Consider the following 25,622-nt stretch of genomic DNA (forward strand, 5'->3'; position numbering starts at 1 on the left):
GACAGTTATCAGTTGCACATTAAAGTAAACATGCATTCACTAGTTAGAAGAGTCTCTCTTTAGAACACGAAGGGAATGAACATAATGACAAATTGTCAGTGCAAAGGTAAAGACAACGAAATATTCTGTAAGTGCGAAAATACTCCTTTCACATTATTAGACGGTAGTCCGACTCCTTTTATGCCTATTATTTTGACAACGAACAAGATAACAGTCACAGAAAAGGATTGGGTTGCAAAGGTTGATACGATGGTAGACTTACAAGCATCTGTGGGAAATGGTGAAGTTGTTGATGTAAACTATGTAGTTGAGCGAATTACTGGTGGGGTTACTACAACATTGTGTAGTTATAATATATTAGATGAAAGGGATAATCAGTCTTATACATTAACCCCAAACAATACAGTTTGTGATCACCCACCACTCGGCTGTCATATGTATCGTCTATCAATATTAGATAATGGAACTGGTGCATCCGTGGTAACTCTTGACAATAGTTGTAGATGTATAAACGTCACTACCTTTCAAAAAGGTGAGCAAAGTAAATAAGTATTCTGTATAAAATACTATGTCTTCTTCACTCTTGGTGTGTGCAAAATTAAATTAATTTGATAATCACAAATGTTCATTGGTGTTAAAAAAAATAGAAAATGAGAATATACTGCCTTCAGTATGATGGGTTTTAATAAGAGTTAAAATAATTTAATAAAGTGGATATTTTAATGTGTTTACGTTAGTGCATAAACTTTCTGTAAATACACCTTACTAATTTATACTAAAAATGGTATAGTTAAATCAATTATTGTTGTTCTTATTATTATCGTTAGAGAAAAGACAGGATATATGATTACATCTTTAGTAATAGTTTTGAGCAAGAATAGTAATAGAATGTGGAAGATATCCACACAGGAGGAAACAAAATGGCTCAAGGTAAGGTAAAATGGTTTAATGCAGAAAAAGGTTTTGGATTTATCGAAGTTGAAGGTGGAGATGATGTATTTGTACACTTCTCAGCTATTCAAGGTGACGGATTCAAATCTCTTGAAGAAGGTCAAGAAGTTTCATTTGACATTGAAGATGGAAACCGTGGCCCTCAAGCAACAAATGTTCAAAAATTTTAATTTAACATTAAACCGTTCATGAAAATGGACGGTTTTTTATATTAAAAAATACCAACAAAAGACTACTTCAACAGTCATCTAATATTTTCATCTACAGTAAACATAAATCCACCACTAATTATTATTAATTTTCAAACTGTTCACATACTTATCGGCAACTTGATAACATTACCTAAAAATAAAAACACCCTCAAATAGGTGTTTGCACATGTATTATTTATAAGAACGTTTATTAACCATATCTATTAAATAATGAATAAGAGCAATTAGATATGATAGCAATAATAAAATTATTATGCTAAATGTGACATTAATTTCTCCAAGTATGGATACAAAAATAAGAAAAAGAACAAAACTACTAAAAATTGATGCAAAGAATATCGCGATGTACCTTGACATATATGCGCTCCTTTCTAAGAACGGAATGTATATTACTACTGAAAACAAATTTGATTATTAATGCCGCCTTCAGGATCTTATTAATAGCTCCTTCTATCTTATTTAATCACATTTTTAAAATTATTTAGTTATCTGCGTCTTTGAATATAAAATTGTCATTATATTCTGATTTACTAAAACAATAACCGAAAATTAAGTTCCACGCCCTTTTGTTGGAAAAAATTCATATAATAGACATATATTATATTAGGGGTGAAAATCTATGAAAGAAAATTTAATAGCAAGATCACTATTTACTTTAGCTATTTGTATAGTAATAGGCAGTTGGTTGATATCTAGTTCAATTTCCAGAGGTAATGAGAAAATAGCTGACTACATCTCTGATAGTAATTGGGGAATTTCAAATCAAATATTAGATCTACAGGAAGAACTAATTGCTGCAAATTCAATAAGTAGTACACAAAAACAATTGTTAAACTCGGACGAATTAGGTGAGTATTTAGGTATAAGAGATTTCCAGGTAAAACTGTTGCTCCCTGATTCTAATAACGATAGCCCGATGCCGTATGTGAAAATAGGAAAAGAATATTACTTTCCTAAGTCGGGTATCGATAAATGGTTAACTGATCTTGATGCTTTCATTATTTCTAATGACCAATAATTTGGTCTTTTTTTATATTTAGATTACAAGCAAAATACTCCTTTTATGTAAATGCAATACCCCTTGGAGCTCTTGTAGAAACTGTTGTAATGACTGAATGAGATTTTACATCGATCACTGATATAGAATTATCGTTAATATTTCCTACGTAGGCAAGTTTTCCATCTGGTGTGAAGGCTATTGAACGATTTAAACTACCAACTTGTACTGTTGCAATAATTGATTGTGTATTAATATCAATAACAGTCACGATTCTACCGTTAACAGTCGTCACATATGCAAAATTTCCACATGGAGTTATTACAACTCTATTTGGACGATCATTATTATTACCTATTGGTACAGTTCCAATAAGGGTATGAGTTTTTACGTCTATTACTGAAATTGAACCCGTAGATCCATTATTTAAATTTGTGATGTATGCAAACTTCCCATCTGGAGTAAAAGCAATACCCCGTGGATTATTTCTTACTCCTACAGTTGAGATAACAGAATGGGTGCAAGTATCAATTACCGACACGTTATTAGAATTTTCATTTGTTATATATACAAGCTTTCCATCTGGAGTAAATGCAGGGATTCGTGGATTCAATCCGACAGTAACAGTTGCAATAACCGAGAGAGTCTTTACATCAATTACTGATACCGTGTTCCCTTGTAAATTGCTTCCAACATTTGTGACATATGCGAGTTTCCCATTAGGAGCTGTAGCTATTCGATTCGGGCTAGTTCCAACAGGAACTGTAGCTATAACCGAGTGAGTTTTCGTGTCTATTACTGACACGCTGCTACTTGTAAGTGCACTGTTTATAACAAATGTTGTTTTACCATCTGGTGCTATTACGACATTGACTGGAAAATCTCCGACAAACACTGTAGCTATGACTGAATGTGTCTTTGTATCTATTACTGATACTGTGTCTCCAGGATCTGAATCCGTGCCTGTGTTCGTAACATATGCATGTTTCCCATCTGGTGTGATTGCAATATTCCTTGGAAGCCTACCCACAATCACAGTGCCAATTATTAAATGCGTTTTTGTATCAATGACTGTTACTGTACCGATATCTTGACGGTTTACAACATATGCAAGTACCATATCGTATCGGCCTCCTTTTATCGTTTTAAACAGTCTATGCATCGCACTATTCATAAATGTTTTCACGGTAAAAGTCTTGCTTTACCTTAAATCTATAAACATATTTCCTTAAGGTTGATATTTACTCTATTACCCTTTCAATCCTCCACTCACTCACCAGAGTACGTACTGTTCCTCATTACCTTAATTAACTGTCGAGAGATTCAAACGGTACTGAATGAGGGATACCTCTGTATCGTTCAGGTGTATTCCAATCAGTTGGAACCCAGCATAATTTATTCATTAAACATCCTCCCTCCTGTAAGTATTTCATATAGTTGTGCAGATTTTTCTTTATTTAACTGAACATATTTATTTACAGCTTCTATTACGAGTTCAACTTTATCTTTATTCGGACTTATCCAAAGTTCATATAATATCACTTTGGCTTCTATATCAGAATTTTTAAATTGAAATACAAATTTGTAATCAGCAGGGTGTTGCATATTTACTTGTGCAATTTCCCAATTAATATCGTTTAATATATCTTTTACCTTTTGAACTTGCTCATTATTAGTAATTTCTTTGAAGTTTTCATTTTCGTTTTCATCAACGATACGTTTTTGAACTTCTATATATTGTTCTTCATTTTCTACTAAGTTTGAACAACCTACTAAAAAAATTGAAACTACCCCAATAATAGCAAATATATATTTTAAACACTTCAAGATAACCTCACCCTTTATATAATTAGACGTTGGTTACTAGAAAATGTCTCATATTTTTCCTTTTTAAATAAAACACCACTTTTATTGCAACTATCCAGCAATAAATTACGGTAGTGTTATATAGAAATTACCCTTTAAACTCCTCCATTAATACTCATGATTAATGGTCAAATAAACTATCGATCTGTACTACATTAGATACATTAGAATACTTCAAAAACAGCTTACTTATAGTCTTCTATTACCGTACTTAATTTATATATTTTAAATGCAACTGAAATAAAAAGACCTCTCATTATTAATAGAGGTTTGATTCAAAAAATAATAAAGAAATGTGACCAAATTGAGGTCACATTTCCAATTTTAGTAGTCATATTTCAGTCAAAAATTTTAGCCACATTGGTCACATTTTACTTGATGGTCACACATTTACACACAAAACCGTAACTATTTAAAGGACATTTTTGGTTAAGATTTAAATTATCTGTTATCAATTTTCTCTGGATATAGGTCATGGTTCATTAATCTGTAGTTAGCCATTTCTTCATATTTAGTGCCAGGAATGCCGTAATTACAGTATGGATCAATGCTGATACCACCTCTTGGAGTGAATTTACCCCATACCTCGATGTATCTTGGTTGCATCAGTTTAATTAAATCATTCATAATAATATTCATGCAATCTTCATGGAAATCTCCGTGGTTTCTAAAACTAAACAAATATAGTTTAAGAGATTTACTTTCCACCATTTTTACATCTGGGATATAGCTAATGTAAATCGTTGCAAAGTCTGGTTGACCGGTTTTTGGACACAAGCTTGTAAATTCAGGAAAATTCATTTTTACGAAGTAATCTCTATTCGTATGTTTATTATCGAAAGCCTCTAAAATATCAGGTGAATATTCAAATATATAGTTTGTTCCTTGGTTTCCTAACAGAGTTATATCTTTAAGTTCTTCATCTTTTCTTCCTTGCATTTTACATCTCTCCTATTGATCATTATTCGTTCAAATTATTGTGTCATAGACAATCATTTATTTGTCCACATACATGGGGTTAAGTAAAATGAGTTTATACACCCCGTTTATTGCCCCATACGAGTGTATGTAGCTGTGGCAATACTTTTACATTATTCAATTCAGCAGAATCTATTGTTTTTTGAATTAACCATTCATATTTGTGAAGTAGTTTATTAATAATTGCTGGATCCTCCGACAGAACGTCCTCATTACCTACCTGTAAATAAAATTTAATATGCTCATAACGCTTGTGTACCATTTTTGCATATGCTAGGTCCTTATCATCAAATACTACCACTTTTAGACTTACATGCTGTTGTCTACCTCTACTTACTAACCCGTCAATAATAAAGTCTAGTTTCTCAAAATTCGTCTTCATTTCAGAACTAGGTGGTTTCGGTGATATGGTTAAATCATCGATTAGTAGAAACCAATCCTGCCAAACACTTCCCTGTGTTTCTACCCCTACTCTAACTCCCTTTTCTTTAAACAAGATTAGTAGGTGTTCAAGATTCTGAAGTAGTGCTGGATTTCCTCCAGAAATCGTAACATGGTTAAACCGATTTCCTCCAAGTTCAACAAGTCTCTGCCATATTTCCTGCGAAGTTAGTTGCTCTATTTCATTTTTTGCAGACCCGTCCCACGTAAAAGCAGAATCACACCAACTACATGCGTAATCACATCCTGCTGTACGAACAAACATCGTTTTCTGACCGATAACCATGCCTTCACCTTGGATTGTAGGACCAAAAATTTCTAATACTGGAATTGTTTTTTTCATCATCGTTCACCGGCTTTTGGACGATATACAACATAGCTCGTAGGTGTTTCACGAACAAATACTTGAAGGCATTTCGGGCTATTTGATAACGTATTTAAATGTTCTTGAATAATTTCCCATATCTTTTTTGCAACAACTTCTGTAGTAGGAAAATCATTAGGATTTTGATCATTAAATATTTCGTTATGGTCGTTCATTACAGTATGATCAAATTTGCCGTGAATTAGTTTTTTCACTTGCTGAAAATTAACAAGGAAACCAGTATGATCAAGATCATCACCCGCAATTGTTATATTCACAAAGTACGTATGTCCATGTAATTCCCTACATTTTCCTGCTTCATCATGCGGAACGAAATGCGCAGCTGCAAATTGCATATCCTTATTTAATTCAAATTGATAAGGGTGTTGTACTTGAGGATAGATTTGTTGAATCATTACTTGTTTTCACCCCTATTTTTCGTAGAAACGTATTGATCAAGGCCTCTTTTACGTAATTTACATGCAGGGCACTCCCCACAACCTTCGGCAATAATGCCGTTATAACATGTTAGAGTTTTCTTTTGTACGAAATCAAAAGCACCTAATTCGTCTGCCAATTCCCACGTTTCTGCTTTATCAAGCCACATGAGTGGTGTGTGAATAACGAATTGATAGTCCATTGCGAGATTCAGCGTAACATTTAATGATTTTATAAACACATCTCGACAATCTGGATACCCACTAAAATCTGTTTCACATACACCAGTAATAATATGTTTAGCTCCAGTTTGTTTTGCTAGCACAGCAGCGAAAGACAGGAATAATAAATTCCTGCCATCAACAAAAGTAGAAGGCAATTCACCTTCCTTTTCTTCAATAGCAATATCATCACGTGTTAATGCATTTGGAGCCAATTGGCTGAGAAGGCTCATATCAAGAACTGTATGTTTTATACCCACTTCATTGGCAATATTTTTTGCCACTTCAATTTCATTGTCATGTCGCTGATTATATTGAAACGTAACTGCCTCAACAGTCTTATATCTTTTCATTGCCCAGAAAAGGCAAGTAGTACTATCTTGACCTCCGCTAAAAACTACAACAGCTTTTTCATTCTTCATTATGCGTGACCCCTCTCTTCTGTTAAATTCTGTCCATATTCAATTTGTCAAAGAGTTTTATATCAATCCATTATTAGGTGATTTTTTTAGCAATGTTATATTTACTATTTGAATTCCTTTTAAGTTAGTAAAACAACTGGCTTTTTTCGTTTATTTTTTTTGCTATTTATCTGATGTGAGCAGAAAATAGCCAAATAAAAAAAGCATTTGTCAAACACGATGTAGTTTTTAAATTTGATTGCTATAAAATCAAATAAAAAAACTCCACCCTAAGGACGCAGCTATTTCCTTAGTTTTTTATAGAGGGTGTTCTAGAACCTCTCCCGTAGATTATGGATAATTACATGAGTGCTTACGGTATTCTTTTCAATTTTTACTAGGTTAATATATCACAACTGCAAGAAAAACTCCATAGAAATTATTTGCATGTGAGTTGATTCGCTCTAATATTTCTAACAGGATTGTTTTATTATCCCTAATATAACGTATTCACAAACTATTCTTCTCATACTGATATTTCGATATTGATTCCTTACTATATATAAATTAAGGCTGTCTTCGCATGGACTGTTACTTTTCATTCTAAAAGTTAAGCATAAACCTAGCGTTCGTGGCATCTCTTCTACTTTTACAATATTGAGGTTTCATGTAAACCCTTCATACTGTCCTTTTAATAAAAATAACAACAAAGTTTACGAAGAAGCTAAAACAAAAGCTCTTGTAATAAATTTTGCAACAGCAGGATGGAACTTATGTCTGGTTGCTATTATGCTATAGAGGAAAAGATGCATTTAACATATACTCCAGAGTATGATAATCAGCAAACATCCAAAACAGCCTAAAAAAGGGTAACTTAGGATAAGGTAACAATCATATCAACCTTTAACTTAATATCACCAGTCACCCTTTGTTAATTTATTTATACATTTTGTTCACTTCATGTTTAAACGAGAGCAAATTCACCTTGCTTCTTCATTTTCACAACTCTCTTCACATAAACGTATGCATATGCCCCATTAGCTACTAAACTAATTACAGCTACTGACAGCATTAAAAAATCGTTGCGCGGTACGAGTAATTCCACTGATTCTGTAAATCTTGGGAATGTAAAATAATACATAAACCAAGCTGCCAATGTGAACGCACGCGCTTGTAACCATGTCCCTTTCTTAATGAACATTGCAGGTAATGTACAAGATAGTAGCACCATAAATTGAGCAGACGCCGATCCTGGGAAATTTAAATAAACAAATACCCAATTCCAAATATCATAAGCTATTATCCATAAAAGAGGCATTTTGGGCCATAGCATATCCTTCTCTTTACTATTATCAATATATATTCCTTTAAAACCATAAAATAGCGTTGCAATTGACAACACACCTGCTATACCATTTAAAATGTTAGGTAAATAGCCCATAGTAAAATCTTGTGTTACTGCCTCTCCAATGTTTAATGCTAAAAACAATGCAGCTACTAGTTTTGCAGATGTAAGTCCTCCAAGCTTCGAATATCTCATTAAAATAAACCATACACTTGCACCTACAACAGAATATACTTTTACCCATTTGAACCAATAAGTAACACCGTAACTTGTCCATATAGGCAATAAGGCTATCGGTAAAACGAAAAAAAAGACAATTCCAGCCCATTTTGATTTTCTAAACAACTCGTTTAAGCCCATTAAAACAATTAGAATCATTACCCAATGAAAAATTGATAAGGGACTATTATACTCTTTGGCAACGCCTTCATAAAAACCATTTTTGTATGATAAATCTCCGTCCTTATTAACTATAAGCGGTATATTATCAAACTCAGTAATCAGTGCACCTGTTTCACTAGTCATACTTAAAAAAGTTTCGTTTAATGTCCATGACATTTCTTCTTCTACATTATGACCACCATATTGCTTAATTACAGTCACTTTATTGTTATCCTTAAATTCAAAGCGATAAAAAAATGCCCCCTCTCCAGATTCTCCATCTACTATCATTTGCCATGTTCCTAACATTTCATCTGCATTAGCTTCACTTGCGAATACAACATCAGTAGTTGAAAAACTAAAAAATAACATAAAAATTAGTCCAGAAATAAAACTTAGTTTCAAACGTGTCAGTTTACACATGGTGTACCCCTCCTATACTTTATTAGGATAATATATGATATACTATTCAGACTTTTTACTGAACAGGTATGTCTGGAGTTTTAATCATGCTTCATCTTCACATTTTATCTATTGTATATACTGTATATTTTTATTTTACTATAATGTGTTCATCGGGTAGATCTTTCCCCATAAAGTTCATAAATTCCTCAATAATACATATTAAATAACCACAATGAAAGGATTATTATATATAACCCTTTCATTGTGGCTAACTTAAATCAGTTCATAGATTTCTTCTCATAAGGTTTTTTTCTTAAACTTTGATGTTATTGTTACTAATAATGGGCCATATGATGAGTTTTATGAGAATCAAATAAAAGTAATATTGGAAAAGATGCCACGAAAGCTAGAGGTATACTTGCTTAAAACTTTGAACGATAAGAAACAATTATTACGAAGGTAGTCTGCTAAGGCTCTTTTCCTTAAATTATTCTTTTTTCACTTACATTTGAGCTGGTATGTATTATTATAGTTTTAGAGAAGAAAAGCGCCCCGAAAAGCACCGATTATTTCGAGAACGGCCCATTCAAAAAGCAACAATTAATTCAATTCGAATATAGCCTTTCATAACTATATTACTCTTTAATGACAATCCCTCTAGAAGAACATCTACTTTCCTATAAGTTTGAATATAAGGTTTTGATTAATTAGAACTTAGCTCTTAACGATTGGCATTTTAATTTTAATATATAAAGATGGTGTATCATACGTGTAAGTTATTTTACCGTGATACTCATTAATAATATCATTTATAATTGTCGTACCGAATCCTCGATGTTTTCCTTTTGAAGACTGACCATATGATGTAAATAATGAATCAATAATATGTTTTGGAATAGGCTCGGTATGATTTACTGACTCAAGTATGTAAAAGCCACTTACCATTGATGACTTTAATACGACAGAACCTTCTTTATGAAATCTTGAATATCCAGCGGCAGCTTCGACACTATTTTCTAGTAAATTACTAACTAACTTACTTTGATCTAAGTTACTCATTGGTAATAGTGTTAGTGGAACTTGTAACTGATAAGTTACATCTACCCCTTCTTTCATAGCCTCGACATAATAATGATGTAAGTGAGCTGTGATATGTCCTTTTTCACCTTTAATGGTTAAATTGACATTTTCGTATTCACCGATCAGTGATTCAACGTATGATCTCGCCTCTATTAACCTTTCTTCTTCCAGCATGTATTGAAAAACATTCATATGCTTCAACACGTCATGCCTTTGACTCCGTATTTCTCGAAAAGCATCTTGTATACCCATCTGCTCTTCTTGCAAAACTGACTCATTCAATAATAAAAGCTGTATTTTACCCAATGATGACCATCTGAAACATTCAACTAGCATATTAACGACCCATAAACTAGTAACTACGATAGGCTTATCACTATACAATTGAAGAAACACTATGATAATTTGAACGAGCCAAAGTATGCTACTTAACAATAAAATACCCTCTACTTGGAAGAATATTTTTTGAACCTTCTTCCATAGAAACAACCACACAGCAGCATAGATAATTGAGAATGTTATTATCGCGTTAATAGATAGAAATAATTTATGTATGACTGTTAATGAAGATAATAAAAGGACAATAAAGATCACACTCGTATGAAAAATCCTTAAATTCACAATTGTACCCCTTTAAAAATAATTTTCTTGCACGTATTCAAGTTTACTTTTGGTAATAATCGCTGTTTGATTCGTATGCTGAAAAGAGATAGAAAAAGAATTTTTAGCATATATTGAGAAATTTTTTACATAATGTAGGTTAATAATAAAAGATCGGTGAGATCGAATGAAATTTCGGTTATTCAACTGATCTTCTAAATCGCTTAATGATTGGTACGTTTCAAACTCTCCATCTATAGTAACTAACTTTGATGATCGACCTGTTCTTTCAATAAAGAGAATGCTTTTTTTATCTATAAAGTTCATTTCAGATTTTTGTTTTAACACTAACTTCCCTTCATCTTTTGTAGGTGCCATTTGCCTTTTATATCTATTCATACCTTTTATTAATCTATCTTTAGAATATGGCTTTAAAATATAGTCAAGAACGTCCAATTCGAATGCATGAACAGCGTATCCACTATGACCAGTTAAAAAAATTACTTTTATGTCCAAGGCATAAGTTTGAATAAAATCAGCTAATTCATAACCCGAAAGCTTTGGCATTTCAATATCGGTGATCAGGAGATCAATCTCATTCTTCTTTATAAACTCATAAGCTTCTTCAGAATCAGTTGTTGAAAAATGAATCGATAACATCTCTTCATTTCTTAATAATGCTTCAAGTTTCTCCAAATCGTACTTATGATCGTCAACTAGACCAACCTTCACCATATCCTCACTCCGAAACTAATCTGTTTTTTTATATCCTAACATAAATAAAATACCATAAATGGAATTTTCACGACAGGAAAAGAATGTTTCACGACAACATGGTTGGTAAAATACATAAGGTTTTGTAAAGTGAAGACAGTTACAAATGAAGGGAGCGAACGATAAAATGATCGAAGTGAAAAACGTATCCAAACTATTTAAGGAAAATAAGAAGACGATTACGGCTGTAAAGGATGTTTCTTTTTCAATTTCAAAGGGTGAAATCGTTGGTCTATTAGGAGAAAATGGTGCTGGGAAAACAACTTTGTTAAGAATGATATCAACAATTATGGAGCCTACAGATGGATCTATTAAGATTAACGGTATTGATATATCCAAGAAAACAATGGGTATAAAGCAGCAAATAGGCGTTTTATTCGGCAGTGAAACTGGATTGTATGATCGCCTTTCAGCAAGAGAAAATTTAGCTTATTTCGCTTCACTTTACGGTATTAGTAAGCACGAAACGAATGTCCGTATAGATCAATTAGCTGTGCGTTTTGGTATGAAGGATTATATCGACCGAAAAGTTGGAGGATACTCTAAAGGAATGCGCCAAAAGGTAGCAATTGCTAGAACACTCATTCATGATCCTGACATTATTTTATTTGATGAACCTACTACAGGCCTTGATATTACGTCAGCAAATATGTTTCGTGAATTAGTTCATCAGCTACGTAAAGAAGGTAAAACAATTATTTTCTCTAGCCACATTATGGAAGAGGTTAAAATGTTATGTCAGTCAATTATTATGATTCATAAAGGTGAGCTCGTATATCAAGGTGCTATTGATGAACTTTATAAACAAGAAGAAAGTGATGATTTAAATTATATATTCATGTCAAGATTAGTGAGAGGTGCTTAAAGTGATTTGGACAATTTTTAAAAAAGAATTAATTGACTCGCTTCGTGATCGTAAGACAATCATGCTTAGTATTCTCATTCCAATGTTATTTAGCTTAGGAATAGTGTTTTTCTACGAGGCATTCTTCTTTCAAGACTCAACTGAAAATTATACAGTAGCTGTAGAAAACACGATAGATGATAAAACATATGAATGGTTTTCTAATTTAGAAAGTATAACTGTTTCAAAGGAGACTGATCCCATCCAAACTGTGAAAGAAGGAGAAGCAACAATTGCCTTATATGCAGAACAAGAATTTCTTGACAAGATTGAACAAGGTGGATCACCAACTATAGAGATATACGTAGATCAATTTAGTCAAAAAGGCGAGCTAGCTACCAGTACATTAAACAACCATTTAAATACTTTAAAAGAAACCATCCAACAAAAGAGATATGAAGACTATAATTTAGAAGCTGGAGCATTTCAACCATTTCAATTCTCCATTAATAGCATTTCTGAATCTGAGGAGGATAAATCAATTTTTCTCCTAAGCATTCTTGCTCCGATACTTATTATACAATCTATAATTATGGGTGGAATTCCTACAAGTAATGATTTATTTGCTGGGGAAAAAGAACGTAACACGATGGAAGCATTATTGATGACTCCAGTAAAGCGCACAAGCATTCTTTTAGGAAAATGGCTAACCGTTTCAACCCTAAGTACGTTTAGTGGGATATTGGCAACAGTGATGTTTGTTTTCACGACGAAATTTTTCACCGAAGGACTAACGAATGTTATACCAGACGACAAAGTAGTGTCATTCATTGGGGTTATGAGTATAGGGATTTTAGCTTTTGGTCCTTTAATTTCTAGTATTATGATGATGCTAAGTCTACTAGCAAATACCGTTAAGGAAGCTGGAAATTACATCTCGCCTTTGTCTATGTTAGCGATGATTCCATTCTTTTTACTAATGGGCTTATCTGTAAATGAATTAACTACAATCCATTTCCTCATTCCTTTTTTCAATATTTTCGCCTTAATTAAACAATTAATTTTCGGCGTGTATTCCATTGAAAGCATAGGAATGGTAGTAGGAAGCTCAGTTCTTGTCATCGCTATCTTGTTCTTACTTGGCGCACTTATGTTTAAAAAAGATCGATGGGTATTAGGAAAAGGAGCCTGACATACTAGCTTCACCTATATGTGATCATTTAACATCAAGTCAGTGAACTCGTTCTAATAAACATAAAGATCAGTAAATCAGGTGGAGACTGCTCCGCCTGATTTAAAAAGATTAGGGTGAAATGATGTCAAACCTTTTAGAAATTCAATATCTGAGGATTTCCTGTGCTAAAGTTGAGTGATATTTTTGTAGTGTTTTAGTAAAACCGAGTAACTTGATTTAATAGACTCTGTAGGTTGGGTAATTTCATTGAACCAACAGATGCTTGAAGGAAAGAAAAATTATAGAACATAAGAAAAGAAGGGGTAAAATGTCAGGTGCAAAAAAAACATATAATACTAACCTAGCAAAGCGCTGGATGATAACCATTGGGATATTTTTAATTGTTCAATTGATCTTTATCGCCATTGATGGCACTTTCCTAGAGCCAAATATTAATGATAGTGATAATTTAATTGCCAAGTTTGGGAGATGGATTCTGGATTCGAAACTATTTACACAATGGATTACTCCATATTCCTTTCCATTTTTTAATATGTTCATGACCATTTATGTTATTGCTTTGCTGGTTCATGCAGTACGGGACATGTTGTCACTTTTGTTATCAAAAAAATAAAGAACCAGATACAGATACCTATTATTAAGTGAACATATATTGGATTTTTATTAGCAGACAAATACAAGTTTTTCATTTCAGGAAGAAGCTAATCTATTGATGATGGGAATCAACTTTTCAGTAAAACTATTTAAAAAGTGGGATCCTACGTTACAAATGGTTTATGCAGATGTTAGTGGTGAGCAATTAAAAAACGATTGTTCTGTTATAGAAAAGGTCTTGATGTAACTCTATTGCTTGCATCACTACTATGCTGTTAAGAAGGAGAGTATATATGGCAAATGTTTTAGAAGTAGAAAGATTGTGCAAACGTTATGTAGATAAAAATTTTATGTTAAAAAATGTATCTTTTAGCATTCCTTATGGTACTATTATCGGGTTTATCGGAGAAAATGGGGCAGGAAAATCTACAACAATGGGATTGATTTTAGGTACATTACATAAGGATGAAGGGTTCATCAGGATTTTCGGAGAAGAACTTGAGTCAAATAAGTTCTATTTAAAAGAAGATATAGGTGTTGTTTTTGATGAAATGTACTTGCCTGGGCAATTAAATATCGAAAAATTAGGAAAAGTATTTCGGCATATTTATCAGAATTGGGATCAAAAAACATTTAATCAATATATTGACCTTTTTTCTTTACCGAAAAATAAGAAGATTAGTAACTTTTCAAGAGGGATGTCTATGAAGCTATCTACAGCAGTGTCCTTGTCTCATGATGCGAAGTTACTCATTTTAGATGAAGCAACAGCGGGTCTTGATCCATCGAGTAGAGAGAATTTATTACAAGTGTTAAAGGAGTATGTGAAAGATGGACAGCGTAGTATTTTGTTATCGTCGCATATAACAAGCGATATTGAAAAAATAGCAGATGCTTTAATTTTTATTAGAGACGGCGAAATTCTGCTACAAGTTAATAAAGAGACGTTGCTATCACAATATGCAATCTTGCAATGTAAATATAGGGAGTTTGAGCAAATTGAGTCAGATGTGATTGTTGCTTATGAAAAGAATGATGATACAGTTGATGTGCTTATTAGTGATCTAGAGCGAGTTTCTCCGTCAATAACGAGAAAAAATTTTTCCATTGACGATGTGACACTTTTATTAATGCGAGGTAAAAAAACATGAAAGCTTTGTTGTTAAAACAGTATTATTCTGTTGAAAGAAGTTTTAAGTTCTATTTGGTGTTGAGTGTTGTAATAACTGCAATTTTGCTCTTTATACAAAATCAGCTAACTTTACGTTTTGCTGGAATTCTTCCAGTTCTCCTCATAGCCCAAGCTGCATTTGAGGGAGTCAAGCATGATGCGATTTCTGGATGGAATAAATTTATGAATACGCTACCGTTGAGAAGAAGTCATATTGTGCAAAGCCAATATCTTTTTTATTCCATTATGGTGTTTATCGGTTCATTAGTTGTGGTTATCGTATTCGTGTTGAGCGAACTATTTATTGGGGATATATTAAATGTCTATTCAATTACCTGGTTACTTAAAGGTGTTGGATTGGCTCTTTTATTAGGTGGTTGTTCATTTCCACTTACGTACCATTTAGGAGTAGAAAAATCCGATATGATACAAATAATTAGTGTAACTGCAGGAATTGCGGTGTTTTTTCTTAGTAGTGGTTTGTTTGAATTCTTTTGGAAAAATGTATCATCTGACACTATGCTAAGCGTAAATGTGGAGTTGTTATTTTCGGCTCTTTTTTGGATAGTTGCACTAGTACTCTACATTGTATCCTATACGATAGCGCTTCATATTTATAAAAGAAAAGAGTTTTGAGTGGCATAACTTGTGTATATCTAAAATGAGAAAGATAGGACATCAAAGTCCCAAGCGTCAAAGCGTGTCCTAATTGTTGTAGACAAAATCCCTACAGGGGGTGTTCTATTAGAATAACCCATCTGTAGGGTTTATTGTGTTTACAAGCAATTATTCTAGACTTCTCTGTAAAATAGCTTCCTGATAAAAAAGCAGGTTAAATAGAGTAAATCTATTTGTTGTAATGGATACATTGAACAATTGTATTAAACTTTAGATTTTTTAAAATAAAATATGATGGGGTAATAGGTAATGAAAGAAGGTTGTGTCCAGATTTTTTTTCTTTCATTTGTTGTTGCTTTATTTATAAATCGTATGAAAAATTTTTTAGTTTAACACTTAAAATATTTTTCTATTGAAATTGTATTTGTATTAAGTATTGCTAAGTGGAATAACTATACTAATAGTGATTAAAAAATTTTTAAGGACTGTTATATTTTACTTGATATGGAGGACTAAAAGAAAATCAATGAGTATTTTAGTAGATGTTCTCCTAGCTTGTCTTCGAAAATTACATCGCCATCATTAAAACAAGGAGAAATTTACTTAGTAGCAAAATAAAAAAAGTGAATAAAGTCATCTGAATTCACTTCATTCACTTTTAAAATTGAACTCTTAAATCTACTCTTTGGTCACCCCCTGCTTTTTGACAACAGAAAACCGAAGCGGATTGCATGTTCGATTTCGTCTGTGAATGCTCGAAAGAATGTATCACGAACTCTTAAATCTTTTGTTAACAAGTAGCTATTACGGTATGATTCATAAGCTTTTAGTTCATCTTCATAAGCAAGCTTTAACCCTTCACGATATGTTCTAAAAACGACCTTATCAATTTTGTATTTAGGTTCATTACCAGTTAAAACGGTGTATAAGTCTGCAAATAATTTGAGGTGCTCTCGTTCATCTTCTAAAGCATGTGCAAGGTCGTTCTTATGTTGCTCATTCGGTGCAGCCTTTAATAATCTTTCATAAAAATCAATTGCTGTTGCTTCACCTATTACAGCTTCATTTAAAGCTTCAACAACTTGCTGTGTATTGACTTCATGATCAGATCGATTATTTACTTGTGTATTTAAATGTCGTTGTTGAGGGTGGACAAGAGCTTGTTGATTCGGGTACTGTGGAGTGTAATAATACATACAATCATCCTTCCTTCATTTTCATATATGTATCATACGAAAAAAAAACTAGGCATGTGCCTGTCAATGGATAAGATGTTGATAATTAATATTGAGCTAATGTTTGAGGAAGTACAAAGACTATTTACGTAGTGACCTTTGCTTCTCGTCCAACTTTACATACTAATCTCATTAACAATCTATGAGCAACCGGGAACAACAAAAACATAATATCTATCGTTCTTCGCATTGGCAGTGGACAAATTATCGGTTTATTTTTGTGCACACCGTCTATAGCTACTGTTGCTAGTTTCTCTGGAGACATCATTTTTTGTTTTTTAAGTTGATTAGTCATCATTCGTTTGTCCATTTTAATTGCTTTTGCATTGTCAAACGCTGATGTTCGAACGAATGTAGGACATAGTGTGCTTACGTTAATTCCGTAATTTTCAGCCTCATAAGGAAGAGATGTAGTTAAACCAATTACTGCATGTTTGCTGCACTTAATGGAGAAGGACCCAGTCCAGCAGCAGATGCAGTGTTAACTATATAACCCCAGCCTTGTTTCTTCATTAATTGATAACCAAATTGCGTTCCATAAATAACCCCCCACACATTTACGTCCACAATGTCTTCCCAATGTTCAATGGACATATCATATAGTTCACCATACATTGCAAAACCCGCATTATTAAAAATATAATCTATCCTGTTAAACTCACTATATATTTCTGAATAAACGCTCCTTACCATTTTCTCATTTGTTACATCTAAACATATAAATTTAGCATTTACACCATCTTTGTTTAGTTCATCTTCAGTACACTTTTCGTTTCTCTCATTAATATCTGTTATGACTACAAACACGTTCCTTGAGGCTAATTCATTGCAAATTGCCTTCCCTATTCCTGATGCACCACCAGTTACAATCGCTACCTTTCTACCGCTCATCATGTAAAACCCTCCGATTTAATGAGATTTATAGCTACTGTAAAAACAGATCTACATGAGAAACCATTTTTTATTATGACTATACACTTTGTAGAAAATTGGCTTTCATACAAAACTAATCAGCAGTCTAAATTGTTATTCGTAACAGGATTTCTAATATATACACCCATTGAAAGGAACAACAATTAATAACAGTACTAATTAATAATATCAGCCTTTTGTATATCATTTTGTATTGACGTGTAGACCATTTTCTCATATTGCTCAGTGACAAATGTAGCTCCTACAGAATTTAAGTGAACGCCATCAAGAGTTAGGTATAACCCCCTTTTTGATGAAATATGATCAATTCGTACAGCTTTTTTATAAAGGAGAACATCAAATAAAATTCTAATAGCACTAGTTGATATATAATTTGAAGTATTAAGGCCATCGAGTTCGTTTTTGAAGAGGGAATGTAAATCTAAACATGCTACATTATCGTATTGTATAGAGATCGTATGAATCAAAGAAGATAGTTGCTTCAATGTGTTGTTAGCATCATTGTCCAATTTCTCCCCTATAACTGAAGGTGTGACAGTGACAATCTTAGTTGATGATTCAGACAAGATACGAAGAATCTGATGATAGTATTGATTAAATTCTTGATGGTTCTTTGCAAAAGGCTGTGGTTTGACACCTAATAATTGTGAATATACATCATTGATTCCTATCCATAAAAACGTTAAATCGTATTCGTAAGGAAAAGTTGTATTTGCTAAACGTTTGTTTAAGCTGATTACCGTATCCCCTGCTTTTCCATAGTTATCTATTAAGATATCTTTATTTCTCTTTTGTAGAATTGATGAAAAAGAAACACCTGGTTTTCCTTCAGTTAAACTATCTCCTATTAAAGAAATACGCATTAATTGCTCCTCCTTTAAATTGTTTTAAAAACACAGTTTCGTTCATCTCATTAAAGTTTACGTCAGAAATAGCTGGAGCCCAACTCAATTATTCTTTCATGCATCAAGTAGACGACAAGAAAGGGCTAAGAAGGAATGATGATTTCACATGTATATTATTTGAACGTTCGTTCAATTTCTATTAAAAAAATATCGTTGTTGTTAAGGTTTAATTGATTCCAAAAATATAGTCACGGCTTCAATAAAAAGTTTTTCTAAAGTTTCAAATTCAAGAATACCAATTGATGCACATAAACCGCCCATCCAGGAGCTAAATAACATTGTTGTCTCTTGGATGTTTTTTATAAAAAATTCTCCAGCCTCAAGACCTTCTTGAAATATTTCAAGATAAGTTTCAAAGGGAACAGCAGCAAGGTCTGTATATAAGTTTTGAACAGTATTAGGATCCACTTGATCGTTAGTAGCCATTTCTCTTCCTGCTTGTAGCAATGGGGTTTCAAAATTATATAACACATGTCTAGCTATTCCATACAGTTTCTCAGTTGCATTTTCAAATGAAATTGATGTGCGTTGCCATTTCTCCCTCCATTCGGTCATTGATTTTTTAGCTAAGAATATAAATAGCATCTCCTTATTTTCAAAGTAATAATAAATATGGCTTTTGCTTAAACCAGTTGCTTTGGATATATCGCTTATCGAAGTAGCCGCATAGCCTTTTTGAGAAAATATTGAAGTTGCATGCGAGATAATTTTCGACTTAGCATCTTCTTTTGGCAAGTTTTTCTTATCCAAATAATCACTCCATAATGAAATTTACATACATTTGAACGATTGTTCAAAAAAATAGTACCATATCATTAGGTACTATTCAAGAATTTTCAAACAATTAAGCATAGGATCATACTATTTATATTTTTTAATGAAGAATATTTTTTAAATGCTGAACATGACTCCTATCTTCATCAATGATTTTCTCAACTATTTTTAAGCTTTCATCATCCAAATCTCCTCTTACGATATCCTCTGACATTTTAATTGAATAGGTATTTTCACCATCAATAAGCCCTTGAACAATTCCTTCTTTTGTATCAGGAAATCCCTTGATTTCACTTACAAGTTCTTTTACATTACCTACAATACCAGGATTATCTACAGGCTTACCTCCTAATTTTTGAATCCTTTCAGCTAATAGATTTGCATGTTCTTTATGATTTTGTTGTATTTGTTGTAGATCCTTTCTCAATTCATCATCTTTTACATTTTGCATATAGCTTTCATAAGCATGTATACCCATATATCTTCCTTTCAATAATGCATTTAATTCTTTAATAACTACGTTGTTCTCCATCATATATCCCTCCTTATATGTGCATAGTATGATCAAATCAATATTTATCATATACATAAGTTGTATAGGACGTGCTATACATACCTCATCTCTTTTTCTCGCACAATTATTAACTACAGGTTTAAATTAAGAGATAAATATTCAATTCTTCACAAAAAAAAAAAAAATAATTGATATTAAAAACCCAAAAATTAAATGATTGTTTGTAATTTATATTGTTCCTATTTTAATATAGAAATGACAGTTCTATAATAATCACGAAAACCGAAGCTGGATCGATGCATGTAAATTAAGAGTCATTGTGCGAAATGGAGACGATTTAAGGGTTAGAGCTGAGTTACATATTCTATTTTTTCTAGATTGGGGTACAATGGTCATTCCCTACTTAACATTCACTGTGTTCACATAATTTCAGTTTGAAGTGACTGCCTTTTGACCGATAAATGATAAAAACACGCACTAACAAGAGAGTGCGTGTAGAAATTTTACTTACTGTTTTTCATTCCTATTTTTATTTGTTGTAGCTTCATTCACTAGTTCATCATACGATTTTACTTTGCCGTGTGGATTTTGAGATTGCTTCCTAACAGACCATTGTCTTTCTTGTTGCCCTTTTGACTGTGTCATAAAAAACCTCCTATGAATACTTATCCTTTGTTATGATGTCAATGTAAGTACATTATTATTCTTTGTTACTAATTTAAGTCAGAGATTCATCGTCTTAAAGAAGAAAAACATCATGATTCGAACTGATTATATCGTTATTAATTAGTATGAAATACAATAATCAATGGGAGCATTCTTTATAAAAATCTGTCTGATTGATCAGGATAATTGATTATTCAGGAGACTTTGTTCTTCTAACCATTTTGTAAGCACCATTCATTTAAAAGTGAGGGTACCGATATGAAAGATCGAAAATTATTATACATCATCCTTTTGGCACACTTATTATTATTTATTGCCTTTCGTTTTCTACCATTTTTTTGGTACACACTTCCAATATCGCTGTTCGTATTATCTTACATATCGATAAATATTGAAAGAATGCACTTTGAAGGTAGTTGGATAAGGAGTTTGATAATAGGTTGCTTCTCAGGAGTAGCGTTGTACTTGATATTTGTAGTTGGAAAGGTAGTTATAATAATTTTACAATTACCATTCATTAATCAAATTCAAGCCCTTTATGAAACAGTAAATCCAACCCTTTGGTGGCACTATATTGTATTGTTTTGCGTTATTATCCCTGGAGAAGAACTTTTTTGGCGTGGCTTGATTCAACAACGTCTTTCATATTTAATTAAGCCAGAACAAGCCATATTTGCAGGAGCTATTTTATACGCATCTGCACACATTTATGCAGGTAATATTGTTTTAGTTCTTGCAGCTTTAATCGGAGGTATAATATGGGGTAGTTTATATGTTTGGAAAAGGAATATGGTTTTACTTATCAGTTCTCATATAATTTTTGATTTGTTTTTAGTCATACTTTTCCCACTTTCATAAAGTTTTTTCGAAAAGGATTTTTAGCAACTAGATGGTGGTTTGAGCCAAAGTCGCTGTAATAGAAGGAAAGGATGTTAAATAACTACGTGCTTTTCTTGCTCGTAAAGACATTGTCTCCTATGTTCTATGACAACAGATAGTATTAAACTTGCTCAAATCGCCCATCTAATTGCATATCTTTAAATTAGTGACCTTTCAATGAAAATCACTCGGCATCTTAGGTATTGTATGGATAAAACATATTCCAAAGAAGCCAATTGATATCCACGAAAAATGATGGTTAGACAAATCAGCCACCTTTTTCTTATATTAAACCCAATGTTTAACATTACTATACTACTGATTAGTCATAGTACGTTTATTTGAACTATCCCCAATTCAATACTCCTTCTATTTATAAATTCATTTTAATGTTATGTAAGACTATTTTTACTTTGTTTCTTTAAATGTTCGTATTCCCTTCTATGTAGAAGAAGACATACTCTCCCCTGCTCTTATCTGTTATTCTTCTTCTTTCAACTTTATGCGCTTAAGGATTGCCCTCTTTCGATACATCATGGTTCCTGCTTCAGCTATATCATTTACTGCAGAGCGATTTATAAAAGCACCAAACAGGAGTCCAGCAATCGGGATCATTTGAAAAAGCTTCTTCCAGCCAATCTGATCACGATATGAAAATACAACCTCTCTCCATCCTTGAAGTTCTGAAACAACTTCTCTGCTTTGTTCATTTTGATTAGAGTCGAACATCGACAACTGCTGTAAAATAGCTTTTTTGCCAACAATATCAGCAGAAATAAATTGCAAAACCTTCACGATGAAAATTCTTTCATTTTTATCAGTAGGATCAAAACCATAACAGATCGCTATGTCTTGAAGAGTTTTTAATTGGATGCCGAGCAACATAGGTATATCTATAGTTAGAGTGAATATACCTCCAACTCCAGTGCTTGCCCCCTGCAATGTGGCTGCTCTTTTTCGATTTATTGACAGCCTTGCAGCAGCTTCATCCATACTCGCAATAGGCAGGTTTTCTACATCCTCTAAAGTTAGAATATTTTGATTGGGATAATAATTTTTCAAAGCAGCTATCGAGCTTAAATACGTGCCTCCTGATTGGATATATGAGCCTAGCTCATCAAGAATCAATCCAACCTTCTTTTGGATGAATTTAGGTGTGAATCTGTCAATCAGTTTGAAAGGTAGCCGTCCGAGCTTATCCCAAAACCATAAATCACTCTGATCTTTTTCCCAGTCTTCACAAGTCTTTAGCTCGTTTCTTAAATATGCTATCGTTTCGATCATTTATGTGCATCCTTTCAAAGATGGAATTATTGTTTATTTACTAACATACGTACTAAAATAATAAAGGTTTAAAGTGTGTTATACAATCCCTTTATACTGTCACACTATCAATCAGACAAAACCAATTAATTCAAACTCTTAACTCTATGTAATTCTACAATTTGTCCTATAAGACAGAACAACGAAAAAACTATACTTCTCCATCAATCGCCTTTATTATTTTAGTGAAAATTTTTAACAGTTGGTATCGTAATTTTGTAAAAATAAATAAAAAAGATTTACGTTGGGAGATTGTTCCACTAAAATACTCTCTAGGGGGGATTGTATTGTCACAAAAGGACCTTTCAAAGATTATTATTATTGTTGCAGGAACTGGTTTAATATTATTTGGTATCATAATTATATTTAAAAGCTATAGTTTTGCAGATTATCTCATGCGTAATAAATTTTTTAGTCGTTCATCCGTAAGAAGCCCTGAGCCGAGTGAAATGTTATTGGCTACTAAATTATATTTTGCTAGTTGCTTATCTGTTGGGATCTTAACTACTTTAGGAGGGATGTTCACAACAACTATTGGTCTAGTTAAAAAATATTGAGCTAGACCTCATTTTTTGCTTTCACATTAATTGTAGCTTTTCCTATTTAGAGCCTAACAAGTATATAACTAACATTTGGGGCATTTTGCCTTCTCCAAAGACTATAAACATTATTTAACACACATCAGTTAAACATATATATATGTAAAAAAAGCAACACTGTTTACGAAAAGAGCCTTAGTAAAGACTATCTTCGCATTAGTTGTTGCTTTTCGGTCAATGTTTTAAGCACATATACCTCTTGCCTTCGGGGCATCTTTTCTTCTCGAAAGATATAAAAACCACTTAACACACATCAGTTAAATATATATAGCTAAAAAAGAAACACTATTTACGAAAGAGCCATAGTAAAGACTATCTTCGCATTAGTTGTTGCTTTTCGTAATTAGAGCTGAGAAATAACTCCAAAACTTTCATATTGGGACGTCTAAATTTTCAGATCCACAATTAACAAACAATATGAAAATCTCCGTAAAAAAACATGATGACTTCATGTAAGAATATGTATTTTCCATTCAAAGGCTTATTCCTTCACTATTGTAAAAAATAGTCTCTTTTACGGTTGAGGCTGTTCCTTATGAATATCACTCAAATCAACATTGTACAGCTTCTCCCATTCATCACGTAGAACACCCATCTTAATAGAATCATAGTAAATACCGTTATGGTAACGACATTTTCTCAAACGCCCTTCAAGCTTCATTCCAAGCTTTTCTGCTGATTTCATCATTCGTTCGTTACCAGACCAAGTTGTTAAACCAACCCGTTCGATAGGAAAACGTTTAAACATTTCTGTCACCCACAATACTAAAGCATCCGTTCCATAACCATCGCTCCAATAATTTGGGTCATAAATAATTATGCCAACCTCAAGCCATCGAGTTGGCTTATATTCCCAATAATAAGTTGTTGTACCTACTAGCTTGCCATTCACCTCGATTGCAAACAAACTCGCTTCTTGCATTTTCTTTGACGTACTTACTTTAAACTCTTCTAAACTTTCTTTTGCTAAAGGAAAATAAGGTCCATCCCATTTTTTCCATTCTGGTTCATCTTCACCGTAGATAAAATCCCATAACGTTGGTAAATCCTGCTGTTCAATTGATCTTAATATTACTTTATTTCCGACTAGTTTCATTTGCAAATTCCTTTCAAAGACTGTTCAACTTAGGAGTAATCTTCTGTTGTTGAACATACGCAATACATTAGACGTCCATATTTTTATTCTTTTTGGTACTAAATAACATACCAAGTCCAATTATAATCAGCACTACAGGCCAAAACTCAAAAATTGATATTGGTAATAAGTTATCGATAAAAAAGAAGATACCTAGAAATGATAATATAGAGACTGGGATTAGTAAACCGTTTTCCCGACCTCCAAATAGCCATAATTCAAATAACCCTAAAGCAACTGCCAGCAAATATATAGGCCAAGTATTTACAGCATAACCCCAGCCGAATGTTGTGTGAAAGAGCATTACTGAGCCAATAACGAGTAAGATACCCCCAGGAACGAGAACCCCAGCAGAGCTCCTTTTAGCTCCCCCTGCGAAAAATCCAATATGAAATCCAAGACCTACAATAACTAATGTCAAAGGCCAAAGAGTTACCCAAAAATTATTGATCACATCAAATGTATCTAGCAAAAAAAAGATACCAATTATTATTAATAACAAGCCGCTAGTTATTCTACTCATTACTACCTCCCCCTCTTGATCTTACTACAATGGTATGCTTAAATATTTATTATAATTCATATTCTTGGGAATTGTTAGTCTACAACCCATAATCATCCAAGTAAGCTATGTCATTAGGGAGCTCTATACAACGATTAAGGCTTTGCAACTTCATATGTTAATAGTAAGTCTTTTCCACTTTTTTCTTTATGATATACTAAATTTAATTAGTAATGATCGTTTTATATAAACCTTGCACTCCTGACTCCGTTTCTTCTCAC

General features: G+C 32.8%; 27 protein-coding genes, 1 pseudogene and 1 riboswitch. Of the genes and pseudogenes, 10 read left to right on the plus strand and 18 right to left on the minus strand.

Features of this window, described 5'->3' with window-relative positions; all coding sequences use genetic code 11:
- The first annotated feature begins 84 nt into the window (after nucleotides 1–84).
- The 3 genes from SLH48_RS06110 to SLH48_RS06120 all read left to right on the plus strand — a co-directional run bounded on the left by SLH48_RS06110 (nucleotide 85) and on the right by SLH48_RS06120 (nucleotide 2,181).
- A complete protein-coding gene (locus SLH48_RS06110; RefSeq protein WP_320257413.1) occupies nucleotides 85–549 on the plus strand; it encodes a hypothetical protein in 465 nt (154 codons plus the stop codon).
- A gap of 371 nt (nucleotides 550–920) precedes the next feature.
- On the plus strand, nucleotides 921–1,121 hold the full coding sequence (gene cspD / locus SLH48_RS06115; protein ID WP_320257414.1) for a cold-shock protein CspD: 201 nt from the start codon (nucleotides 921–923) through the stop codon (nucleotides 1,119–1,121).
- A 661-nt stretch (nucleotides 1,122–1,782) separates the two neighbouring features.
- Nucleotides 1,783–2,181: a hypothetical protein gene (locus SLH48_RS06120; RefSeq protein ID WP_214484639.1), complete on the plus strand. Its 399-nt coding sequence runs from the start codon at nucleotides 1,783–1,785 to the stop codon at nucleotides 2,179–2,181.
- A 43-nt stretch (nucleotides 2,182–2,224) separates the two neighbouring features.
- Here the strand turns inward: SLH48_RS06120 and SLH48_RS06125 are convergent, their stop codons facing one another.
- The 9 genes from SLH48_RS06125 to SLH48_RS06165 all read right to left on the minus strand — a co-directional run bounded on the left by SLH48_RS06125 (nucleotide 2,225) and on the right by SLH48_RS06165 (nucleotide 11,415).
- Nucleotides 2,225–3,280 carry a cytochrome D1 domain-containing protein gene (locus tag SLH48_RS06125; RefSeq protein WP_320257415.1) on the minus strand — a complete coding sequence of 352 codons (1,056 nt, stop codon included), beginning with the start codon at nucleotides 3,278–3,280 and terminating at the stop codon, nucleotides 2,225–2,227.
- 275 nt (nucleotides 3,281–3,555) lie between these two features.
- The gene (locus SLH48_RS06130; RefSeq protein ID WP_320257416.1) at nucleotides 3,556–3,987 is read right to left on the minus strand and encodes a hypothetical protein; all 432 of its coding nucleotides are present in this window, start codon (nucleotides 3,985–3,987) and stop codon (nucleotides 3,556–3,558) included.
- Between the two features lie 480 nt (nucleotides 3,988–4,467).
- On the minus strand, nucleotides 4,468–4,965 hold the full coding sequence (queF, locus tag SLH48_RS06135; RefSeq protein WP_214482190.1) for a preQ(1) synthase: 498 nt from the start codon (nucleotides 4,963–4,965) through the stop codon (nucleotides 4,468–4,470).
- Nucleotides 4,966–5,059: 94 nt separating this feature from the next.
- Nucleotides 5,060–5,788, minus strand: coding sequence for a 7-carboxy-7-deazaguanine synthase QueE (gene queE / locus SLH48_RS06140; protein WP_320257417.1), 729 nt, complete (start codon nucleotides 5,786–5,788; stop codon nucleotides 5,060–5,062).
- Nucleotides 5,788–6,225 carry a 6-carboxytetrahydropterin synthase QueD gene (queD, locus tag SLH48_RS06145; protein WP_320257418.1) on the minus strand — a complete coding sequence of 146 codons (438 nt, stop codon included), beginning with the start codon at nucleotides 6,223–6,225 and terminating at the stop codon, nucleotides 5,788–5,790. Before queD ends, queE begins: the two co-directional genes overlap by 1 nt.
- The gene (gene queC / locus SLH48_RS06150) at nucleotides 6,225–6,890 is read right to left on the minus strand and encodes a 7-cyano-7-deazaguanine synthase QueC (protein ID WP_320257419.1); all 666 of its coding nucleotides are present in this window, start codon (nucleotides 6,888–6,890) and stop codon (nucleotides 6,225–6,227) included. The genes queD and queC overlap by 1 nt, the downstream gene beginning before the upstream one ends.
- 283 nt (nucleotides 6,891–7,173) lie before the next feature.
- Nucleotides 7,174–7,217, minus strand: a riboswitch (PreQ1 riboswitch).
- A gap of 616 nt (nucleotides 7,218–7,833) precedes the next feature.
- Complete coding sequence (locus SLH48_RS06155) at nucleotides 7,834–9,018, minus strand: DUF5692 family protein (protein WP_320257420.1); 1,185 nt, start codon at nucleotides 9,016–9,018, stop codon at nucleotides 7,834–7,836.
- A 696-nt stretch (nucleotides 9,019–9,714) separates the two neighbouring features.
- Nucleotides 9,715–10,701, minus strand: coding sequence for a sensor histidine kinase (locus SLH48_RS06160; protein WP_320257421.1), 987 nt, complete (start codon nucleotides 10,699–10,701; stop codon nucleotides 9,715–9,717).
- Between the two features lie 12 nt (nucleotides 10,702–10,713).
- Nucleotides 10,714–11,415 (minus strand): LytTR family DNA-binding domain-containing protein, encoded by a 702-nt coding sequence (locus tag SLH48_RS06165; protein WP_320257422.1) that lies wholly within the window; start codon nucleotides 11,413–11,415, stop codon nucleotides 10,714–10,716.
- Between the two features lie 166 nt (nucleotides 11,416–11,581).
- On the opposite strand from SLH48_RS06165, the gene SLH48_RS06170 reads away from it, so the two are divergent.
- From SLH48_RS06170 to SLH48_RS06190, 5 genes are all read left to right on the plus strand, one after another.
- Complete coding sequence (locus SLH48_RS06170; RefSeq protein WP_214482183.1) at nucleotides 11,582–12,319, plus strand: ATP-binding cassette domain-containing protein; 738 nt, start codon at nucleotides 11,582–11,584, stop codon at nucleotides 12,317–12,319.
- Nucleotide 12,320: 1 nt separating this feature from the next.
- Nucleotides 12,321–13,490 carry an ABC transporter permease gene (locus tag SLH48_RS06175; RefSeq protein WP_320257423.1) on the plus strand — a complete coding sequence of 390 codons (1,170 nt, stop codon included), beginning with the start codon at nucleotides 12,321–12,323 and terminating at the stop codon, nucleotides 13,488–13,490.
- A gap of 310 nt (nucleotides 13,491–13,800) precedes the next feature.
- Entirely contained in the window at nucleotides 13,801–14,106 is a 306-nt protein-coding gene (locus SLH48_RS06180; RefSeq protein WP_320257424.1) for a YfzA family protein, read from the plus strand.
- Nucleotides 14,107–14,380: 274 nt separating this feature from the next.
- Nucleotides 14,381–15,238 (plus strand): ABC transporter ATP-binding protein, encoded by an 858-nt coding sequence (locus SLH48_RS06185; RefSeq protein ID WP_320257425.1) that lies wholly within the window; start codon nucleotides 14,381–14,383, stop codon nucleotides 15,236–15,238.
- On the plus strand, nucleotides 15,235–15,894 hold the full coding sequence (locus SLH48_RS06190; protein ID WP_320257426.1) for an ABC-2 transporter permease: 660 nt from the start codon (nucleotides 15,235–15,237) through the stop codon (nucleotides 15,892–15,894). Before SLH48_RS06185 ends, SLH48_RS06190 begins: the two co-directional genes overlap by 4 nt.
- A gap of 671 nt (nucleotides 15,895–16,565) precedes the next feature.
- On the opposite strand, the gene SLH48_RS06195 is transcribed toward SLH48_RS06190, so the two are convergent.
- The 6 genes and pseudogenes from SLH48_RS06195 to SLH48_RS06220 form a co-directional block, all read right to left on the minus strand.
- Entirely contained in the window at nucleotides 16,566–17,072 is a 507-nt protein-coding gene (locus tag SLH48_RS06195; RefSeq protein WP_214482179.1) for a ferritin family protein, read from the minus strand.
- 124 nt (nucleotides 17,073–17,196) lie between these two features.
- Nucleotides 17,197–18,002 (minus strand): annotated as a pseudogene (locus SLH48_RS06200) (SDR family NAD(P)-dependent oxidoreductase).
- Nucleotides 18,003–18,199: 197 nt separating this feature from the next.
- Nucleotides 18,200–18,907: an SGNH/GDSL hydrolase family protein gene (locus SLH48_RS06205; protein WP_320257427.1), complete on the minus strand. Its 708-nt coding sequence runs from the start codon at nucleotides 18,905–18,907 to the stop codon at nucleotides 18,200–18,202.
- 201 nt (nucleotides 18,908–19,108) lie between these two features.
- Nucleotides 19,109–19,699 carry a TetR/AcrR family transcriptional regulator gene (locus SLH48_RS06210; protein ID WP_320257428.1) on the minus strand — a complete coding sequence of 197 codons (591 nt, stop codon included), beginning with the start codon at nucleotides 19,697–19,699 and terminating at the stop codon, nucleotides 19,109–19,111.
- Nucleotides 19,700–19,823: 124 nt separating this feature from the next.
- Nucleotides 19,824–20,255, minus strand: coding sequence for a DUF2383 domain-containing protein (locus SLH48_RS06215; protein WP_320257429.1), 432 nt, complete (start codon nucleotides 20,253–20,255; stop codon nucleotides 19,824–19,826).
- Between the two features lie 489 nt (nucleotides 20,256–20,744).
- Nucleotides 20,745–20,882, minus strand: coding sequence for a DUF6254 family protein (locus SLH48_RS06220; RefSeq protein WP_214482174.1), 138 nt, complete (start codon nucleotides 20,880–20,882; stop codon nucleotides 20,745–20,747).
- A gap of 486 nt (nucleotides 20,883–21,368) precedes the next feature.
- On the opposite strand from SLH48_RS06220, the gene SLH48_RS06225 reads away from it, so the two are divergent.
- The gene (locus SLH48_RS06225) at nucleotides 21,369–21,761 is read left to right on the plus strand and encodes a CPBP family intramembrane glutamic endopeptidase (RefSeq protein ID WP_320257430.1); all 393 of its coding nucleotides are present in this window, start codon (nucleotides 21,369–21,371) and stop codon (nucleotides 21,759–21,761) included.
- Between the two features lie 501 nt (nucleotides 21,762–22,262).
- On the opposite strand, the gene SLH48_RS06230 is transcribed toward SLH48_RS06225, so the two are convergent.
- Nucleotides 22,263–23,066: an EcsC family protein gene (locus SLH48_RS06230; RefSeq protein WP_320257431.1), complete on the minus strand. Its 804-nt coding sequence runs from the start codon at nucleotides 23,064–23,066 to the stop codon at nucleotides 22,263–22,265.
- Between the two features lie 326 nt (nucleotides 23,067–23,392).
- Between SLH48_RS06230 and SLH48_RS06235 the strand changes: the two genes are divergently transcribed.
- Nucleotides 23,393–23,662: a hypothetical protein gene (locus tag SLH48_RS06235; RefSeq protein WP_214482171.1), complete on the plus strand. Its 270-nt coding sequence runs from the start codon at nucleotides 23,393–23,395 to the stop codon at nucleotides 23,660–23,662.
- A 556-nt stretch (nucleotides 23,663–24,218) separates the two neighbouring features.
- Here the strand turns inward: SLH48_RS06235 and SLH48_RS06240 are convergent.
- Nucleotides 24,219–24,800: a GNAT family protein gene (locus tag SLH48_RS06240; protein WP_320257432.1), complete on the minus strand. Its 582-nt coding sequence runs from the start codon at nucleotides 24,798–24,800 to the stop codon at nucleotides 24,219–24,221.
- Nucleotides 24,801–24,867: 67 nt separating this feature from the next.
- Nucleotides 24,868–25,362, minus strand: a complete 495-nt coding sequence (locus SLH48_RS06245) for a LiaI-LiaF-like domain-containing protein (RefSeq protein ID WP_320257433.1) — start codon at nucleotides 25,360–25,362, stop codon at nucleotides 24,868–24,870.
- Between the last annotated feature and the right edge of the window lie 260 nt (nucleotides 25,363–25,622).

The sequence above is a fragment of the Cytobacillus sp. IB215316 genome (assembly GCF_033963865.1).
Taxonomy (GTDB): Bacteria; Bacillota; Bacilli; order Bacillales; family SM2101; genus Nanhaiella; species Nanhaiella sioensis.

Bases quoted from the DNA above. Each gene is read 5' to 3' on its own strand.
- SLH48_RS06125 (WP_320257415.1), bottom strand. From the start codon at position 3,280: ATGGTACTTGCATATGTTGTAAACCGTCAAGATATCGGTACAGTAACA.
- SLH48_RS06220 (WP_214482174.1), bottom strand. From the start codon at position 20,882: ATGACACAGTCAAAAGGGCAACAAGAAAGACAATGGTCTGTTAGGAAG.
- queC (WP_320257419.1), bottom strand. From the start codon at position 6,890: ATGAAGAATGAAAAAGCTGTTGTAGTTTTTAGCGGAGGTCAAGATAGT.
- queE (WP_320257417.1), bottom strand. From the start codon at position 5,788: ATGAAAAAAACAATTCCAGTATTAGAAATTTTTGGTCCTACAATCCAA.
- SLH48_RS06240 (WP_320257432.1), bottom strand. From the start codon at position 24,800: ATGAAACTAGTCGGAAATAAAGTAATATTAAGATCAATTGAACAGCAG.
- SLH48_RS06155 (WP_320257420.1), bottom strand. From the start codon at position 9,018: ATGTGTAAACTGACACGTTTGAAACTAAGTTTTATTTCTGGACTAATT.
- SLH48_RS06195 (WP_214482179.1), bottom strand. From the start codon at position 17,072: ATGTATTATTACACTCCACAGTACCCGAATCAACAAGCTCTTGTCCAC.
- SLH48_RS06180 (WP_320257424.1), top strand. From the start codon at position 13,801: ATGTCAGGTGCAAAAAAAACATATAATACTAACCTAGCAAAGCGCTGG.
- SLH48_RS06215 (WP_320257429.1), bottom strand. From the start codon at position 20,255: ATGGAGAACAACGTAGTTATTAAAGAATTAAATGCATTATTGAAAGGA.
- queD (WP_320257418.1), bottom strand. From the start codon at position 6,225: ATGATTCAACAAATCTATCCTCAAGTACAACACCCTTATCAATTTGAA.
- SLH48_RS06120 (WP_214484639.1), top strand. From the start codon at position 1,783: ATGAAAGAAAATTTAATAGCAAGATCACTATTTACTTTAGCTATTTGT.
- SLH48_RS06110 (WP_320257413.1), top strand. From the start codon at position 85: ATGACAAATTGTCAGTGCAAAGGTAAAGACAACGAAATATTCTGTAAG.
- SLH48_RS06245 (WP_320257433.1), bottom strand. From the start codon at position 25,362: ATGAGTAGAATAACTAGCGGCTTGTTATTAATAATAATTGGTATCTTT.
- SLH48_RS06165 (WP_320257422.1), bottom strand. From the start codon at position 11,415: ATGGTGAAGGTTGGTCTAGTTGACGATCATAAGTACGATTTGGAGAAA.
- SLH48_RS06230 (WP_320257431.1), bottom strand. From the start codon at position 23,066: ATGATCGAAACGATAGCATATTTAAGAAACGAGCTAAAGACTTGTGAA.
- cspD (WP_320257414.1), top strand. From the start codon at position 921: ATGGCTCAAGGTAAGGTAAAATGGTTTAATGCAGAAAAAGGTTTTGGA.
- SLH48_RS06170 (WP_214482183.1), top strand. From the start codon at position 11,582: ATGATCGAAGTGAAAAACGTATCCAAACTATTTAAGGAAAATAAGAAG.
- SLH48_RS06185 (WP_320257425.1), top strand. From the start codon at position 14,381: ATGGCAAATGTTTTAGAAGTAGAAAGATTGTGCAAACGTTATGTAGAT.
- SLH48_RS06190 (WP_320257426.1), top strand. From the start codon at position 15,235: ATGAAAGCTTTGTTGTTAAAACAGTATTATTCTGTTGAAAGAAGTTTT.
- SLH48_RS06205 (WP_320257427.1), bottom strand. From the start codon at position 18,907: ATGCGTATTTCTTTAATAGGAGATAGTTTAACTGAAGGAAAACCAGGT.
- queF (WP_214482190.1), bottom strand. From the start codon at position 4,965: ATGCAAGGAAGAAAAGATGAAGAACTTAAAGATATAACTCTGTTAGGA.